This is a genomic window from Thiohalophilus sp. (assembly GCF_034522235.1).
Lineage (GTDB): Bacteria > Pseudomonadota > Gammaproteobacteria > UBA6429 > Thiohalophilaceae > Thiohalophilus.
This window is the reverse complement of sequence record NZ_JAXHLN010000003.1, coordinates 712,365-729,549: the sequence shown is the minus strand read 5'-3', so window position 1 is coordinate 729,549 and position 17,185 is coordinate 712,365. Positions and strand designations below refer to the sequence as shown.

Genomic DNA, 17,185 nt, shown 5'->3' with positions numbered 1-17,185 from the left:
CTTGTGTTATGCTAGTCGGCCTGTTATTAACCACTTGTCTCATATCATGAAACACCTCATTTTCGGTCTGCTGTTCAGCCTGCTCGGGTTGTCCACCGCTCCCCTTGGTGCCGCCACCATCGAAGAACTCGACCACGTGGTCGCCATTGTCAACGACGATGTCATCACCCGGGTTGAGCTGGACGAGCGCCTGCAGCGCATCAAAAACCAGGCCGCCCAGCAACAGCAGCGTCTGCCGGAGAAGGAGGTGCTCGAACGGCAGGTGCTGGAAAACCTGGTGATCGAAAAACTGCAGCTGCAACTGGCGCAGAAAGTCGGGATCCGGGTGGACGATGAAACCGTCAACCAGGTCATCAACAATATCGCCAGCGAGAACGATCTCAGCCTGCCGCAGTTTCAGCAGGTGCTGCGTCGCGACGGCATGAGCTTTGCCGCTTTTCGCGAAAACATCCGCAACGACATCATTATTAATCAGCTGCGCAAGCGCCGGGTCGAGGACAGCGTCAACATCACCGAGCAAGAGGTGGACAACTATCTGACCAATCTCGAGAGCCGCCAGGGCCTGAACGATGAATTTCGGCTCGGCCACATCCTGATCGGTGTGCCCGAAGGCGCCACCCCGGATCAGATTGAACAGGCCGCAAACAAGGCCAGTCAGGTCTATAACCGTCTGCGCCTGGGCGCCGATTTTCATCAGACCGCAGTAGCCGAATCCAGCGGCCAGAACGCGCTGCAGGGCGGCGATCTTGGCTGGCGCAAAGGCGGCCAGCTGCCGACCGCGCTGGCCGAGGTGATCGTCGAGATGCAACCGGGCGATATCAGCGAACCCCAGCGCAGCTCCAGCGGCTTTCATATCATCAAATTGATCGATCGCCGCAGCCCCGAACAACGGCGCATTGTGGAACAAACCCTGGCCCGGCACATCCTGATCCGCCCCAATCAGCTGATCTCCAACGCCGAGGCCCGTCAGCGGCTGGCGCGCCTGCGCGAACGTATCCTCAAGGGTGAAAGTTTCGCCGATCTGGCCCGCGCCCACTCGGACGATACCGGTTCCGCCGCCGACGGCGGCAGCCTCGGCTGGGTCACGCCCGGCAGCATGGTGCCCCGCTTCGAGGAGCAGATGAACAGGCTGCAGCCCGGGCAGATCAGTCAGCCCTTCCAGAGCCGTTTCGGCTGGCATCTGGTCGAAGTCATCTCGCGACGCAAGCATGACGACACCGAACAGTACCAGCGCATGCAGGCCCGCCAGGCCATTCACAAACGCAAAAGCGACGAAGCCATCGAACAATGGCTGCGCCAGCTGCGTGCCGAAGCCTACGTGGACTACCGGCTGAACCAGTGACCCGGCCGCCCTGCACCCTCGCCGTCACCCCCGGCGAACCGGCCGGCATCGGCCCCGATCTGATCATCCAGGCCGCCCAGCAGCCGCGTGAGACGCCGCTGGTGGCCATCGCCGACCCACAGCTACTCGAACAACGCGCCCGGCAGCTGGGCCTCTCCCTCGCTTTGCAGCCCTGGGCACCGGACAACCCCGTTACCGAGGCCGGCCGGCTTTCGGTACAGGCGGTGCCCCTGGCGGAACCGGTCACGGCCGGCCGACTCAACCCGGCCAACGCCGCGTATGTCCTGGCCTGTCTGGATGCGGCGGTCGACGGCTGTGGCAGCGGTCGGTTTGACGCCCTGGTGACCGGGCCGGTGCACAAGGGGGTGATCAATCAGGCCGGTTTCCCCTTTACCGGCCATACCGAGTACCTGGCAGCCGCCACCGGCACCGCCAGGGTGGTGATGATGCTGGCCACGCCCGGGCTGCGGGTAGCCCTGGCCACCACCCATCTGGCCCTGCGCGATGTTCCCGCCGCCATTACCCGCGACAACCTGCAGTCCGTGCTGTGGATCCTGCACAGTGAATTGCGCCGCCATTTCGCGCTGGCCGCCCCGCGAATCAAGGTCTGCGGGCTCAATCCCCATGCCGGCGAACAGGGCCATCTGGGTCGCGAGGAGATCGAGGTGATCACCCCGGTGCTGGAGACATTGCGCGCCGAAGGACTGGATCTGGTCGGGCCCCTGCCGGCCGACACCCTGTTCACCCCGGCCGCTCTGGAGCAGACCGACGCGGTGCTGGCCATGTACCACGATCAGGGGCTGCCGGTGCTCAAACATCGGGGGTTTGGCAAGGCGGTCAACATCACCCTCGGCCTGCCTTTTGTGCGCACCTCGGTGGACCACGGCACCGCGCTGACGCTGGCCGGCCGTGGCGGCGCCGAGGCCGGCAGTCTCGAGTACGCGATCCAGGTCGCTATCGAGATGGTCCACGCCACCCGCCCGGCCTGATCCCCATGTCCCAGCACCGTCCGCGCAAACGCTTCGGCCAGAACTTCCTGCACAACCCGGGCGTCATCCAGCGCATTGTCCAGAGCATCGCCCCGCGCCCCGGTGAGCATCTGGTGGAGATCGGCCCCGGCCAGGGCGCGCTGACCGCCCCGCTGCTGGAAGCCTGCGGTCAGCTGGAGGTCGTGGAGCTGGATCGGGATCTCATCCCCGTCCTCGAAGCCCGCAGCGCCGCAGCGGGTAAGCTGACCATCCATCATGCCGACGCCCTGCGCTTCGACTTCTGCGCCCTGCGCCAGGACCGGGAGAAACTGCGGCTGGTCGGCAATCTGCCCTATAACATCTCCACCCCATTGCTGTTTCACCTGATGGCACAGCTGGCGTGCATTCGGGACATGCACTTCATGCTGCAAAAAGAGGTCGTGGATCGCATCGTCGCCCCCCCGGGCAGCAAAGCCTACGGCCGACTCGGGGTTATGCTGGGCTATTATTGCCAGGCCGAGCAGCTGTTCATCGTCCGCCCCGGCGCCTTCACTCCCGCCCCCAGAGTCGACTCCGCCATTGTCCGGCTGATCCCGCATGCCGTCCCGCCGGTACAGGTCAACGACAGCAAACAACTCGCCTGGCTGGTCAATCGCCTCTTCAGCCAGCGACGCAAAATGCTGCGCCATTCGCTGAAGGGCTATCTGGACGGGACCCGACTGCAAGAGCTGGGCATCGAACCGACCGAACGACCGGAACAACTCGATTTGCCCGCGTTCGCCAGACTGGCGAATGCGCTGTGAACAAAGAAGAATAAAATCGTACTATGACTGTTTCCGCCACCCACCAGCAGGTGATGAGTTGCGCCGACGCCGGTTTGCCGGTGTTGCAACAATTGCTGGCCCCCTACGAGCTGGAGGTGGTGCTGATCGAGGAGCCGGCGCCCCTGCCCGGCAGTTTCTGGGGCGATCCCGAGGCGGGCCTGATCGGCTGGCAGCTGTTCATCCGATCCCATACCCCGCTGCAATCGGCCCTGCATGAGGCCAGCCACTATATCTGCATGGACAGCCTACGCCGTGCCCGGCTGCATACGGATGCCGGGGGCGGCTATGATGAAGAGAACGCCGTCTGCTATTTGCAAATTCTGCTGGCCGATCAGCTGCCGGGCGTGGGCCGGCAACGCATGTGGCAGGATATGGATCGCTGGGGCTACACATTCCGGCTCGGCTCGGCACAGTGCTGGTTCGAGCAGGACGCAGAGGACACCTGTCGGTGGTTACTGGAACAGGACCTGATCGATCGACACGAACACCCGACCGGCCGCCTGCGTCAGGGCGGTTGACGCGCGGTTAAAACCTGTACCGCGTCAGCCGAAATGGGGAAGGGTGATTTGCTGTTGTGACTGCCGGTGGCGCAATGAAGCCGTTACCCGGTTCATCGCCATAATGGCAACGTGGTTTTTAACTGCAACGAACCGTTGCAACACGACAATCGAGAAAGCGGTTATCAAGCGGGCTAAAATGACGGTAGACTAGGTATCAATCAAAACCCGCGATGACCAGCGTCCGGAAACGTACACCAATAGCTAACGAGTCGTTACATGGAACAGACCAACCAGATCTATAACACGCAGGTAGACGTGGAAACCGCCTATATCGAGGAGCAGTCGGATCCCGACCAGAACCGTTACGTCTTCTCCTATACCATCACGATTCGCAATGAGGGTTCGGTAGCGGCCAAACTGCTCAGCCGTCACTGGATCATTACCGATGCCGAAGGCAAGGTCCAGGAAGTCGAGGGCGAGGGCGTAGTCGGCGAACAACCCCATCTCAAGCCCGGCGACGGCTTTCGCTATACCAGCGGCACCGTGCTGGGGACCCCGGTTGGCAGCATGCAGGGCACCTATCAGATGATTGCCGATGACGGCGTCGAATTCGAAGCTGAAATCCCCGCCTTCACCCTGGCGATACCGCGCACCCTGCACTGACGCGATGTCACTCAAGCACAGTTATACGCTGCTCGCGCCTATTTATGATTTGATCGTCAACGGCCCCACCGCCGGTATGCGGCGCAACAGCCTTGCGCGGTTGAGCGAGGCGCGGGATCAAACCATTCTGCTCAGCGGCATCGGTACCGGCCTGGATATTCCCGATCTGCCCGCCGGGCCTAGCTATGTCGGAATCGATCTGACCACGGCGATGTTACGCCGCGCGCAACGCCGCGCCGGACAACGGGATAATATCCGGTTGCATTGCGGCGATGTCATGCGCCTGCCCTATGCCGATGAACAATTCGATATCATTTTGATGCACCTGATCCTGGCCGTCGTGCCCGAACCGGAGCTCGCTCTGCACGAAGCTGCCCGGGTCGTGCGTCCCGGCGGGCGCATCCTGATCCTGGACAAATTTCTGCGCCACGGTGAGCGTGCCCCGGTGCGACGGGTATTGAACACCGTGATCCGCCATATCGCCACCCGCACCGATGTCGTTCTGGAACCGTTACTGGCACAATGTCCGCAATTACAACTGATCGAGGAAACCCGGCTGGCACCGGGCGGCTGGTTTCATCAAATCGAACTGAGAAAAACAGACTAGTTTATGGCTATCTATGCAATCGGCGACCTGCAGGGTTGCCATGACGAGTTTCGTACCCTGCTCGATAAACTGCGTTTCGATCCCGAACGCGATCAACTCTGGCTGGTCGGCGACCTGGTCAATCGTGGCCCCAAATCACTGGAATGCCTGCGTTACGTCAAATCGATTGGCCCCGCGGTCACTGCCGTTCTCGGTAATCACGATTTGCATTTGCTGGCCCTGGCCGAAGGTGTCGGCAGCACCAACGATGCGAGCATGCAGGCGATACTGAATGCAGCGGATGCTGCTGAACTGCTGGACTGGTTACGCCAACGGCCATTACTGCATTACGATGCTGATCTCGATTATTGTATGGTACATGCCGGCATCTATCCGGGCTGGACCCTGAGTGAGGCACAACAGTATGCGAGGGAACTGGAGACGGTATTGCGCGGCGATGACTATCATACGTTTTTTCAGAATATGTACGGCGATCAACCGACACTGTGGGCCGAACAACTCGCCGGCCGGGATCGATTACGCTTTATCTGCAATGCCTTTACCCGCATGCGGTTTTGCCAAAGTGACGGCTCGCTGGAGTTGAAGGCCAAGGGCGGACCCGGCGCCCCACCGAACGACTGCTACCCCTGGTACGACCTGCCGCAACGGGTCGGAATCGACACCACCATCCTGTTCGGCCACTGGGCCGCCCTGGGCCTGCACATAGCGGGTAACGTCCACTCGCTCGACACCGGCTGCGTCTGGGGCGGCCAGCTCACCGCCTACCAGCTCGGCCAGCCCGCCGACCGCCACATCACCACCCGGTGCCCGCAAAACTGCCCGCCCGGAACGCCTTGAGAGAAATTTTGAATTTTAAATGTTGAATGTTGAGTTGAGGACAAACGACAACAGGCAGTCCATCCGTACGCACATACACATTCATTCAAAATTTATAATTCAACATTCAACATTATCTCTTCCTGCCTCCGCGTCCTTTGCGTTAATTCCAGAATATTTTCTATTTGTGATCGAGAATGACGTAGTCGTGGGGATAGGGGTTTTTGTCGTCGGCGGGGTGGTGATGGCGTTCGGTTTCCTGCCATTCATCCGGATCGAATTCGGGAAACCAGGTATCGCCTTCGATGTCGGCATCCACCCAGGTCAGATACAGGCGATCGGCCCGCGACAGGATCTGTTCGTAAAAAGAAGCGCCGCCGATGATCATGATCTCATCCACTTCCCCGGCCGCCTCGATGGCCTCATCAATTGAATGAACCACCACCGCACCTTCGGCCCGGTAGTTTACATCGCGGCTGATGACGATATTGGTGCGTTTGGGCAGCGGCTTGCCGCCGAAGGATTCGAAGGTCTTGCGCCCCATCACGATCGGTTTGTCCAGGGTATGTTGTCGAAACCACTGCATATCCGCCGGCAGGCGCCAGGGCAGGCGATTCTCGATCCCGATCACCCGCTGCGGCGTCAATGCCGCGATCAGCGAAATTCGTGGTGATGTATCCTGTGACATATATCAGCCCCCTGAACAATATTCTTTCTACCGGAGCAGAAGTCAAAATGTTTAACTCTCGCAGAGACGTTTATGCCCGTTGTGTGGGTGCAAAGCCCGCAGAAGATAAAACGTATTGTTTTACTTTGCGCCTCAGCGCCTCTGCGAGAGACTGATTAGAGAATCCGATGCGTGGCACGCACCCTGTATTCTTACGATTTACGATTCACGACTTCTGATTTACGACTGCCTACTGCAAACTGCCATCTGCCAACTTCGCCTTATATAGTCGTGTAGGTCACACTGGCGATAGCCTGCGTGACATTCTCTAACAGCCGGCGTTCTCATACAGAGATATCAGGTAGCGCTGCGCGCAACCTGACCTACGATTTCTGCTGACTGCCTACTGCAAACTGCCATCTGCCAACTTTGTTCTCTATACCGCCACCGGCGCCTTGATGTGCGGATGATACTGATAATCGACCAGTTCGAAATCATCGAAACGAAAATCGAACAGGTTGTCGATGGCCGGGTTGAACTTCATGGTCGGTAACGGATAGGGCTGACGGCTCAGCTGCTCGTCGGCCTGCTCAAGATGATTGAGATAGAGATGGGCGTCGCCCAGGGTGTGGACAAAGTCGCCCGGTTGCAGATCGCAGACCTGGGCCATCATCATGGTCAGCAGAGCATAAGAGGCGATGTTGAACGGCACGCCGAGAAAGATATCGGCACTGCGTTGATACAACTGACAGGAGAGCTTGCCGTCGGCCACATAGAACTGGAAAAAGGCATGGCAGGGCGCCAGTGCCATCTTGTTATTGCGGGCATTTTCCTGCGGTGAGACGGACTCGTCGGGCAAGTCAGCCACATTCCAGGCGCTGACGATGATACGTCGTGAATCGGGTTTGTGCCTGAGCTGTTCGAGTACCTGGCTGATCTGATCGATATGCCGGCCATCGGGGGTCGGCCAGGAACGCCATTGACTGCCGTAGATAGGACCGAGGTCGCCGTTTTCATCGGCCCACTCATCCCAGATGGTCACCTTGTTATCATGCAGATAACCGGTATTGGTATCGCCGCGCAAAAACCACAACAGCTCATGAATGATCGAGCGCAAATGCAGACGCTTGGTGGTCACCAGCGGAAAGCCCTGTGCCAGATCGAACCGCATCTGGTAACCGAACACGCTGAGCGTGCCGGTACCGGTCCGATCGTCCTTGTGCGTGCCGTTATCCCGGACATGCCGCATCAGTTCGAGATACTGTTTCACTACCTGCGCCTCATTCTGAGATGGCCACTATCCACCGATCATATCACGCCTCTCATATCCGGGACTATCATCGGCCAGGCAATAAAAAACCACCGACGACACCCGGGCATAGAAATAGTAGCCTCAAATCGCACGCAGACTCTGCTTCAACTTTTCAGGGTGCGCGGTGGTTTCCCGGCAACACGAGTCAGCCGGACAATTTTCTACCAGCTGTCGCCGCCCGGTGGCCATTCTCCGCCTATGGCCTGGGTGAAGAATTCCTCATAGACATAGGGCAGATCCATCAGCTTGCCGAAGCTGTGCTCGCCAAACATACGCAGATCCGGGAACATGACAGCCAGCCGGAAATGCGCATGCATGGCGATCACCTTGCTGCCGTTGACCATGATTTCATAGGGCAAATGCGGCGTGCGACGCAACGTCTTGTGATCGATGACGCTCATGACATATTCGTCATTGAGAAACTTCTGCTCATCCACATCGGCCTGCAGGCTCAGTCCATACACCACCTGCTGTTTGCCCGGCACCTTCAGCTTATAGACCTGGCCGATACCGAAATTGTTGGTAGCCAGACCTCTCTCGACTTCCCGGATCGCCTTCTCATGACTGCCGTGATCGACGAAATCGTAAAAACCATAAAAGTCCTCCAGCCCGAAGGTGTAGTTATAGCCAGGCAGCTTGTCTTCCTCGATGCCATCACCCCCAAAGTCGCGATCAAAGCCGACAGTCTGACCCAGGCGCTGTTTGGTGCTTTCCAGACGGGTGTTCATATTATAGGCCAGCCCGATATATTCCGGGTTGTTATAAGTGACCTGAACCTGCTTGTTCCCCTTGCCGTCCGTTACCTCGGTCACCGCCACCTTGATCACCGCGCCAAAGCCGCCGTAATCACTGCGGGTAGCCGCTTTTTTCAGTGTCTCACTGGTCACCGCAAAAATCCGGGCGCCGGGATAGGGGTTATAGGTGCCCAGAATCTGAAAACCGCCCCGCTTTAACCGGTTCTCGACATCCTGACTGACACTCTGCAGATCGCTGTTGGCAATCCCTGCCAGTGAGTAGGGTTTGAGAGCCGCGGCGCCGGCAGCCAGACTGAAGCACAAGAGCAGTCCGGCCATCAGCGCACGTTTGATCAGTACGTACATGGTTTATCTCCCTTATAAGGTGGGGGTTACCATGGGTTATCGGTTAACCCCCGAATATTTTTTAGACTTTCATCACATTTTTATATTTTTTTACTATGTTCCGGACGGCCGGCTGTAGGCGAACCCGAGCAGGAGCAGCCCGGCGAGAATCAGCGGCAGGCTCAACAGCTGCCCCATGGTCAACCACCCCCAGGCCAGGTAGCCGATATGGGCGTCGGGGGTGCGGACAAACTCGACGGCAAAGCGGAACACGCCGTAACCCAGGGCAAATACCCCCGAGACCGCCCGTTGCGGTCGCGATCGTGATGAGAACCACCACAGGATCACGAACAGTATCGCCCCCTCCAGCAACGCTTCATAGAGCGGGTTGGGATGACGCGCCTCGGGGCCGGCCAGGGGAAACACCATCCCCCACGGCAGGTCGGTCGGCTTGCCCCAGAGTTCGCCATTAATAAAATTCCCGATGCGCCCGGCACCCAGGCCCAGCGGGACCAGCGGCGCGACAAAATCCAGCGTGGCAAAGTAGGCTTTTTGATACTTGCGGCAAAACAGCCACAAGCCCAGCATCACCCCCAGCAGGCCGCCATGAAACGACATGCCGCCCTCCTTGATCCGAAACAGCATCAGCGGATCGTCGAAAAACGGGCCCAGATTATAAAACAGCACATACCCCAGCCGGCCCCCGAGGATCACGCCCAGACCGGCATAAAACAACAAATCGTCCACCTGTGCCGCCGTCCACCCGGAATCCGGGCGGCGGGCGCGCAAGCGGCCCAGCCACCAGGCGCCGACAAAGCCGATCAGATACATCAGGCCATACCAATGAATGGCAAGGCCGAACACCTCGAAAGCAACCGGGTCAAAATCAACAACCATCGATATTCTCTCTTATCAAGCAAGGGCCGAGGACCCAGGGACGAGGGACAAGTTTATAAAACAATAAATACAGCCTCGTCACTCGTCCCTGTCGACTACATCGCCAGTAATCGACAAAAATAGGCCTTGAGGTAGTCGGTCTCGGGCATGGCCGCATGCACGGGGTGATCCGGTCCCTGGTGACCCTGCTCCAGCACCTGCACCTCCTGCTCCAGCTTGTGGGCCGCGCGGCGGACGTTATCCAGCAGTTTCCTGCGTCCCAGATGATAGGAGCAGGAGGCGGAGATCAGCAGACCATCCTGTTTTAGCAGCCGCATCGCCAGGCGGTTGATACGTCGGTAGGCCAGTTCGCCCTCTTTCATGTCCTTGCGCCGTTTGATGAACGCCGGCGGGTCCAGTACGACGATATCGAACTGTTCGTTGTCCTCGTGCAGCTGGCGCAACACCTCGAAGGCATCACCGGCCAGCGTGGCCAGCCCGCCGGATTTGACCGCGGCTGCATTGGCCTCGGCCACCTGCAGATATTCTTTTGAGGCATCGACGCAGATTACTTCACTGGCCCCGGCGTGCAGGGCCTGCACACCCCAGGCGCCGACATAGGAAAACACATCCAGCACCCGCTTGCCCGGCGCATAGGCCTGGCAGCGCAGGCGGTTGAGACGATGATCAAAATACCAGCCGGTCTTTTGGCTCTCGGCCAGCGGCACCTGGAAACGGACCTTGTTCTCGATCAGTTCCATCTGCGCCGGCAATTGCCCCTTGATCACTTCTACATATTGCTCCAGTCCTTCCTGTTCCCGGGCACTGCTGTCGTTGCGCAGGTAGATCACGGCCGGTTGCAAGACCGTGTCGAGCACTTCCAGAACGGTATCCCGCAGCACGTCCATACCGACGGTGGTGATCTGTACAACCAGGATCTGATCATAACGATCCACGACCAGCCCGGGTAATCCGTCACTCTCCCCGTAGATCAGGCGGTAATGGGGAGCGGCAAACAGATCATGACGAAACTGCAAGGCGCGCTCCAGCCGCCGGCGAATCAGATCGGCATCCAGACTGGCGTCAGGCCGGTGGCTGAACAGGCGAGCGCAGATCAGGCTGTTGGGATTCACGTAGGCCGAGCCCAGCACGTTGCCGCGATAATCGGTGATCTGCAGCTGTTCACCCGGCGCAATCTCGGTCAGGGGCGTCGTTTTGACGTCGACTTCGTTACTGTAAACCCACAGGTGGCCGGTCTTGAGGCGCCGTTCTTCTCGTTTTTTCAGGCGCAACTGGCGCGGGTTGTCATTTGTCACAATTGGTTCATATCCTCGGGGAACAGGTTGCCTAAGCTACAGAATTTGTGGTCCTTTGCGCAAGAGCGACAGACCGGCTGAATTACGATATAGTTGACTATAATTATCGGGTATTAACCCCGCGCAAGGAGTCTCATGAGCACGACAAACCGGCTGATCGACGAAACCAGCCCCTATCTGCAGCAGCACGCCCACAACCCGGTTGAGTGGTATCCGTGGGGCCCCGAGGCCCTGCAAAAAGCCCGTGAGCAGAACAAACCGATCCTGCTCTCCATCGGTTACTCGGCGTGTCACTGGTGCCATGTGATGGCGCACGAGTCCTTCGAAGATCCGGATGTCGCCGAGGTGATGAACCGGCTGTATGTGAACATCAAGGTGGATCGTGAAGAGCGCCCGGATCTGGACAAGATCCATCAGACCGCCTTTCAGCTGCTCAACCAGCGCGGTGGCGGCTGGCCGCTGAACGTGATCCTGACGCCGGATGATCATACGCCGTTTTTTGCCGGCACCTATTTTCCCAAAGACGCCAAACACGGCATGCCGCCGTTCACCGAGGTACTGCAAAAGGTGGAGGCCTTCTATCGTGAGCACGAGAGCGATATCCGCCAGCAGAACCGGGCCCTGCAGGAGGCCATGGCCCAGATGCAGCCGCGGAGCGGCGCCGGTTCGGGTGACCTCGACAGCAGCCCACTGGACGCGGCCCGGCATCAGTTGGCGCAAAACTATGATGCCACCTACGGGGGCTTCGGTCAGGCGCCCAAGTTTCCGCATCCATCCAATCTGGAATTACTGCTGCATCACTGGTTCGCCACCGCGCGCGACGGCAGACCCGATCAGCCGGCGCGCGATATGTTGCGCCTGACTCTGCACGGCATGGGCAGCGGCGGATTGTATGACCAACTCGGTGGCGGCTTTTACCGTTATTCGGTGGACGAAAAATGGATGATTCCCCACTTTGAAAAAATGCTCTATGACAACGGTCCGTTACTGCAACTCTATACCGAGGCCTGGCGGGCACTGGGCGATTCGGCCTTCAAACGTATTGCGCTGGAGACCGGCGAGTGGGTCGTGCGCGAAATGCAGTCCCCCGAAGGCGGCTATTATTCCACTCTGGATGCCGACAGCGAGGGCGAGGAAGGCAGGTTTTATGTCTGGACGCCGGCACAGATAAAAGCCCTGCTCAGTGACGATGAATACGCGGTTGCCACCCCGCATTACGGTCTGGATCGTGATGCCAACTTCGAAGGCCGCTGGCACCTGCATGTCTTCACCGATCTGGAGACGATCGCCAAACGTTTATCCATTTCCATCGAGGCGGCACAACAACGGTTGCAATCGGCCCGCCACAAGTTGTTCGCCGCGCGCGAGCAGCGCGTGCGCCCCGGCCGCGATGAAAAGATCCTCACCGCCTGGAACGGCCTGATGATCAAGGGTATGGCCTGTGCCGGCCGATACCTGGGGCGCCGGGACTTTATCGAATCGGCACAACGCGCGGTCGATTTTATCCACACAACGCTCTATCGCGATCAGCGCTTGCTGGCCACCGGCAAGGATGGCAAGGCCCACCTGATGGCCTATCTGGATGATTACGCCTTTATGATCGACGGTTTGCTGGAACTGCTGCAGGCCGACTGGCGCGATCAGGATCTGGCCTTCGCCCGGCAGCTGGCCGAAACATTGCTGGCCCAGTTTGAAGACCGGGAACAGGGCGGTTTCTATTTCACCGCCGACGATCACGAACAGCTGTTTCACCGGCCCAAGCCGACGCTGGATGAGTCGACGCCCGCCGGCAATGGGGTTGCCGCCAGCACACTTCAGCGTCTGGGACACCTGATTGGCGAAACCCGTTATCTTGAGGCGGCTGAACGCACGCTCAGGATGAGCTGGTCCGGCATTAACCAGATCCCCTATGCCCATTGCGCACTGCTACTGGCACTGGAAGAGCATCGCACACCGCCGCAGCTGATTGTTCTGCGCGGCACCCCGGCCTTGATGCAGCCCTGGGTCGAACGCTGCCATCAGGCTTACAGCCCGGCACAGCTGTGTTATGCCATCCCCGCCGACGCCCGCGAACTACCGGGCCTGCTGGCCGAGCGTCCCGCCAGCGAAGCCGGGGTCATCGCCTACCCCTGCTCCGGTATGAGCTGCCAGGCACCGCTCATCCGCCTGGACGAACTGGCACGATGGCTGAATGATCAGGCGCCTGCCGACGCGGAATAACCCACTAAAACAGTAAATACCTTCCCCGGTTGTGTATAAATTCCGGTAAATGGATTCCCTCCATTTTTCCGGAATGATAAAGTCAAACATCACGCTTACGACATAATATCGACGGGAAGGAGCGATATGGCTAACAATACAAAGAACCCTGTGCGGGCAAATGGCCGACAGATTTTCTTGCAGCAGTTCCTCAAACATCCTCTTCAGGTTGGTTCTATCATACCCAGCTCCCGCTTTCTGGAGCGACGCATTATCGAAACCTCCGGTGCCGATTCCGCCAGGGTCATTGTTGAACTGGGGCCCGGCACCGGCGGTACGACGCGCGCATTACTGGATGCCATGCCCCGGGATGCCCGACTGCTCAGCATCGAACTCAATGACTTCTTTTACAAGGTAATCAGCCAGATTAACGACGAGCGACTCATCCCCCACCTGGGCAGCGCCTGCGATATCCAGGCGATCCTGGCAGAGTACGATCTTGGTGCCCCCGATGCAGTCATCTCCGGCATCCCCTTTTCGACCATGAGCCGCGATATGGGCACCCGGATTATCGAGTCGGTCTCGTCCGCTCTGGCCCCTCAGGGTCGCTTCGTGGCTTACCAGACCCGCGACAGGGTGGCGACATTGTGCCGACCGATTATGGGCTCGGAACAGGCGCAAATGGAATTTTTCAATATTCCGCCGACGCGGATTTACCAGTGGCAGAAGAAAGTCAATGGTGAAGCTCACCAGCCACAGGTCGCGTAACCGGCTTTGCAGCCGGCCTGTCAGACCCGGCGCTTTGTGACCCATGAAGAAACCGGATCGTGACGCAGGTACTGGGGATAGATGGCTGCCGTGCCGGCTGGTTCGTGATAATCAAGCAGGACGCAAGAAGTCGCCCGAGGGACGGGAACAACGCCTGACATTGCTGGCGCCATCCCTGCGCAACGCACGTCAGCTGTTTAATCAGGCGCTTGACCAGTATCCGCGAGCGCAGTTACAGACGGACGATATTCTCGATGCGATGGTGCTGGCAGTGATAGCCGGTTGCCGGGAAACCGACTACTGTAGCCTGCCACAGCCGCCGCCGGTCGATCGCTACGGCATTGCGATGCGGATTGTCTACGCCAGGTAAATCCCCCGGGTAACCAGGCCTCCAGCCACACGTGCAGGTACGGGGTTGCTCAGCCCTTGATCAGGTTGAAAAGCTCGTCTTTGAGCTGGAGGCGACGCATCTTCAACTCTTCGGTATATTCATCGGACGGCGTTTCATTACCCTCTTCAATCCGACGTACCTCGTGTTCGAGTTCATGATACTCATCAAACAGTTTGGAAAAATGTGGGTCATTGAGCTTGAGTTCGTGTATACGCTCCTTGTGTTCGGGAAACTCGTGAATCAAATCATGTTTTTCACCCAGCATGGGGCTCTCCTTTTTAAATTGGCGATGAATGTGTCGATCCGGTTCAGGTTGTCGTACACACCCGCGATGACCGACAGGATAATAAGTCAATCCGGAACATTATATTAACAGAGTAAACTCTGTCTGACATTGAGCCGGATCAGATAACTCAGAAATAACTGGCGCTGATTTCCTGATGCAGTTTGGCCAGCCCCAGCTGGAGCGTATCGACAAAACCATGCAGCTCTTCCTGGTGCAGTTTTTCGGGCTTGGCGGACAGGACTTTTTTCTGCAGGCCGGTCAGGGTCTTGAGTGGCTTGTCGTTGTGCGGCAGATGCTGCAGGCAATTTTCCACCTCGCAAATCGTATGGTAAAACGCCCGCGGGAAACGACGTTCCTGTAGCAAAAAGCGCAACACGTCCGGACGACGCACCCGGATGCGCATTTCACGCCGGTACATCTGATAGGCAGTCAGGGACTTGAGCACGCTCACCCACTGAATATTCTCAAACGGACTGAGGTCCTCGCTCATTTCCGGCAACAGAGAGGCGGAGCGCACATCGACGATGCGCGTGGTCATATCGGCCCGTTCCAGGTTGCGGCCCATGCGCAGAAAATCATAGCCTTCATCATGGGTCATGGTCCCGGCCAGCATGCCGGTCATGGTCTGGGCGCCCAGTATAATCTGGCGCAGAAAGTCATCGCGTTTGCGCCGCCCCAGACTGCTGCCGGCTAATTCGCGGGCCTGCAGATAGTTGTGATTGATTTGCTCCCACGCTTCGCGAGGGATGATATCGCGAATGGTCCGGGCATTTTCCCGCGCCTGGTGCAGCGAGCTGATGATCGAACCGGGGTTGGCCTGCTCGCTGACCATAAATCGCACCACCTGACGCTCATCCGCCGCATCATGACGCTGATAGAACAACTCATGGTTACCCAGGATATCGATAATCGGCTCCCAGCCGAGGCGCACCCGCCTGGGCATATCCAGCAACAGATGACTGTTGACATTGATCAGCCGCGCGGTATTTTCCGCCCGCTCAATATAACGGGCAGCCCAGTAAATGTTGTTGGCAACGCGCGAAAGCATCATCTTCCCGACTCCATGTCGACAATCCAGGTATCCTTGCTGCCGCCACCCTGCGAGGAATTCACCACGGTGGAGCCCTTGCGCAGCGCCACCCGGGTCAGGCCACCGGTAGTGACATCGACTTTCTGTCCACTGAGAATAAACGGGCGCAAATCCAGGTGTCGCGGCTCGACCCGGGTGCCGAACAGGGTTGGCGCGGTAGACAGCGTCAACATGGGCTGGGCGATATAGTTACGCGGATCCCGCCGAATCAGATTGACGAATTTGTCACGTTCTTCCTGACTGGCCTGGGGTCCAATCAGCATCCCGTAGCCCCCCGACTCATTCGCCGGCTTGACCACCAGTTTGGCAAGATTATCGATGACGTAGTCCCGCTCACTCTTGTTAAAACAACGGTAGGTGGGGACGTTGCCGATCAACGGCTCTTCATCCAGATAATAGCGGATCATCTCGGGCACATAGGAATAGACCACCTTGTCATCGGCCACCCCGGCACCCGGCGCGTTCGCCAGTGCCACGTTGCCCGCTTTCCAGGCCCGCATCAATCCCGGGACGCCCAGCATCGATTCATGATCGAACGCTTCCGGGTCCAGGAACATGTCATCGATGCGCCGGTAGATGACATCCACCTGAGACAAACCCTCGATGGTGCGCATGTAAACCATATTATCCTTGCCCACAACCAGGTCCGAGCCTTCGACCAGCTCCGCCCCCATCTGCTGGGCCAGGTAGGCATGCTCGAAATAGGCCGAGTTATAGATGCCGGGGGTGAGTACCACAATTTCCGGCTGCTCAACGCCACGCGGCGCCAGTGAAGCCAGCATGTCATACAGCTGGGAGGGGTAGTCATCCACCGGCAGGATATTGTAATTCTCGAACAGCTCGGGAAAGACCCGTTTCATAATCTGGCGATTTTCCAGCATATAGGAAACCCCGGAAGGCACACGCAGGTTATCTTCCAGAACATAGATCGTGCCATCGCTGTCGCGCACCAGATCCGAGCCGCAGATATGCGCCCAGATACCATGCGGGGGATCGACCCCCACACACTGGGGGCGGAAGTTTTTCGAATCCTTGAGAAGCTCTTCGGGAAAAACCCCATCCTTGACGATTTGCTGCTTGTGATAAAGATCGTTAATAAACAGGTTCAGCGCCTGCACCCGCTGCTTGAGTCCGGCCTCCACCTGCTGCCACTCACTGCGATCAATAATGCGCGGAATAATATCAAACGGCCAGGCACGGTCGATGGAGCCCTCCTCCTCCGAGTAGACCGTAAAGGTAATACCCATGACATGGATGGCGGTCTCGGCAGCCGCCTTGTACTCCTCAATATCCCTGTCCTTGAGGGCGCGCAGATAGTCACACAGTACCTGTGCCGCCGGACGTGGCCGTCCGCTGACCCGAATCAGTTCGTCGTAGACTCCCTTGACCTTGTAACTGCCCCAGCGTATTGCCATTATGTTGTCTATCCTGCTAATTCAGTCGCTTACAGCATAACGTGATGGACAATGTCAGGCAAATAG

General features: G+C 58.4%; 18 protein-coding genes. 10 read left to right on the top strand and 8 right to left on the bottom strand.

Features of this window, described 5'->3' with window-relative positions:
- Positions 1-46 precede the first annotated feature (46 nt).
- The 7 genes from U5J94_RS06475 to U5J94_RS06445 all read left to right on the top strand — a co-directional run bounded on the left by U5J94_RS06475 (position 47) and on the right by U5J94_RS06445 (position 5,741).
- Positions 47-1,342, top strand: a complete 1,296-nt coding sequence (locus U5J94_RS06475) for a peptidylprolyl isomerase (RefSeq protein WP_322564826.1) — start codon at positions 47-49, stop codon at positions 1,340-1,342.
- Positions 1,339-2,331 (top strand): 4-hydroxythreonine-4-phosphate dehydrogenase PdxA, encoded by a 993-nt coding sequence (gene pdxA, locus U5J94_RS06470; protein WP_322564825.1) that lies wholly within the window; start codon positions 1,339-1,341, stop codon positions 2,329-2,331. The genes U5J94_RS06475 and pdxA overlap by 4 nt, the downstream gene beginning before the upstream one ends.
- Positions 2,332-2,336: 5 nt before the next feature.
- On the top strand, positions 2,337-3,113 hold the full coding sequence (gene rsmA / locus U5J94_RS06465; RefSeq protein WP_322564824.1) for a 16S rRNA (adenine(1518)-N(6)/adenine(1519)-N(6))-dimethyltransferase RsmA: 777 nt from the start codon (positions 2,337-2,339) through the stop codon (positions 3,111-3,113).
- A 23-nt stretch (positions 3,114-3,136) separates the two neighbouring features.
- Positions 3,137-3,652 carry a hypothetical protein gene (locus tag U5J94_RS06460; protein ID WP_322564823.1) on the top strand — a complete coding sequence of 172 codons (516 nt, stop codon included), beginning with the start codon at positions 3,137-3,139 and terminating at the stop codon, positions 3,650-3,652.
- A gap of 258 nt (positions 3,653-3,910) precedes the next feature.
- Positions 3,911-4,297 (top strand): Co2+/Mg2+ efflux protein ApaG, encoded by a 387-nt coding sequence (gene apaG / locus U5J94_RS06455; RefSeq protein WP_322564822.1) that lies wholly within the window; start codon positions 3,911-3,913, stop codon positions 4,295-4,297.
- Positions 4,298-4,301: 4 nt separating this feature from the next.
- A complete protein-coding gene (locus U5J94_RS06450; RefSeq protein ID WP_322564821.1) occupies positions 4,302-4,904 on the top strand; it encodes a class I SAM-dependent methyltransferase in 603 nt (200 codons plus the stop codon).
- A gap of 3 nt (positions 4,905-4,907) precedes the next feature.
- Positions 4,908-5,741 carry a symmetrical bis(5'-nucleosyl)-tetraphosphatase gene (locus tag U5J94_RS06445; protein WP_322564820.1) on the top strand — a complete coding sequence of 278 codons (834 nt, stop codon included), beginning with the start codon at positions 4,908-4,910 and terminating at the stop codon, positions 5,739-5,741.
- A gap of 160 nt (positions 5,742-5,901) precedes the next feature.
- Here U5J94_RS06445 and folA read toward each other — a convergent pair whose 3' ends face one another.
- The 5 genes from folA to U5J94_RS06420 form a co-directional block, all read right to left on the bottom strand.
- Entirely contained in the window at positions 5,902-6,408 is a 507-nt protein-coding gene (gene folA, locus U5J94_RS06440; RefSeq protein ID WP_322564819.1) for a type 3 dihydrofolate reductase, read from the bottom strand.
- 415 nt (positions 6,409-6,823) lie between these two features.
- A complete protein-coding gene (locus U5J94_RS06435; protein ID WP_322564818.1) occupies positions 6,824-7,657 on the bottom strand; it encodes a thymidylate synthase in 834 nt (277 codons plus the stop codon).
- A 203-nt stretch (positions 7,658-7,860) separates the two neighbouring features.
- Positions 7,861-8,799 carry a hypothetical protein gene (locus tag U5J94_RS06430; RefSeq protein ID WP_322564817.1) on the bottom strand — a complete coding sequence of 313 codons (939 nt, stop codon included), beginning with the start codon at positions 8,797-8,799 and terminating at the stop codon, positions 7,861-7,863.
- Between the two features lie 93 nt (positions 8,800-8,892).
- Entirely contained in the window at positions 8,893-9,675 is a 783-nt protein-coding gene (gene lgt, locus U5J94_RS06425; protein ID WP_322564816.1) for a prolipoprotein diacylglyceryl transferase, read from the bottom strand.
- A gap of 95 nt (positions 9,676-9,770) precedes the next feature.
- Complete coding sequence (locus tag U5J94_RS06420) at positions 9,771-10,970, bottom strand: class I SAM-dependent rRNA methyltransferase (protein WP_322564815.1); 1,200 nt, start codon at positions 10,968-10,970, stop codon at positions 9,771-9,773.
- A 135-nt stretch (positions 10,971-11,105) separates the two neighbouring features.
- On the opposite strand from U5J94_RS06420, the gene U5J94_RS06415 reads away from it, so the two are divergent.
- From U5J94_RS06415 to U5J94_RS06405, 3 genes are all read left to right on the top strand, one after another.
- Positions 11,106-13,190: a thioredoxin domain-containing protein gene (locus U5J94_RS06415; protein ID WP_322564814.1), complete on the top strand. Its 2,085-nt coding sequence runs from the start codon at positions 11,106-11,108 to the stop codon at positions 13,188-13,190.
- A 126-nt stretch (positions 13,191-13,316) separates the two neighbouring features.
- Positions 13,317-13,937: a hypothetical protein gene (locus U5J94_RS06410; RefSeq protein WP_322564813.1), complete on the top strand. Its 621-nt coding sequence runs from the start codon at positions 13,317-13,319 to the stop codon at positions 13,935-13,937.
- Positions 13,938-13,980: 43 nt separating this feature from the next.
- Complete coding sequence (locus U5J94_RS06405; RefSeq protein WP_322564812.1) at positions 13,981-14,307, top strand: DUF429 domain-containing protein; 327 nt, start codon at positions 13,981-13,983, stop codon at positions 14,305-14,307.
- A gap of 49 nt (positions 14,308-14,356) precedes the next feature.
- On the opposite strand, the gene U5J94_RS06400 is transcribed toward U5J94_RS06405, so the two are convergent.
- The 3 genes from U5J94_RS06400 to U5J94_RS06390 all read right to left on the bottom strand — a co-directional run bounded on the left by U5J94_RS06400 (position 14,357) and on the right by U5J94_RS06390 (position 17,119).
- Positions 14,357-14,593, bottom strand: a complete 237-nt coding sequence (locus tag U5J94_RS06400) for a YdcH family protein (protein WP_322564811.1) — start codon at positions 14,591-14,593, stop codon at positions 14,357-14,359.
- Positions 14,594-14,741: 148 nt separating this feature from the next.
- Complete coding sequence (locus U5J94_RS06395; RefSeq protein ID WP_322564810.1) at positions 14,742-15,665, bottom strand: alpha-E domain-containing protein; 924 nt, start codon at positions 15,663-15,665, stop codon at positions 14,742-14,744.
- Positions 15,662-17,119, bottom strand: a complete 1,458-nt coding sequence (locus tag U5J94_RS06390; RefSeq protein ID WP_322564809.1) for a circularly permuted type 2 ATP-grasp protein — start codon at positions 17,117-17,119, stop codon at positions 15,662-15,664. Before U5J94_RS06390 ends, U5J94_RS06395 begins: the two co-directional genes overlap by 4 nt.
- Positions 17,120-17,185: the final 66 nt, after the last annotated feature.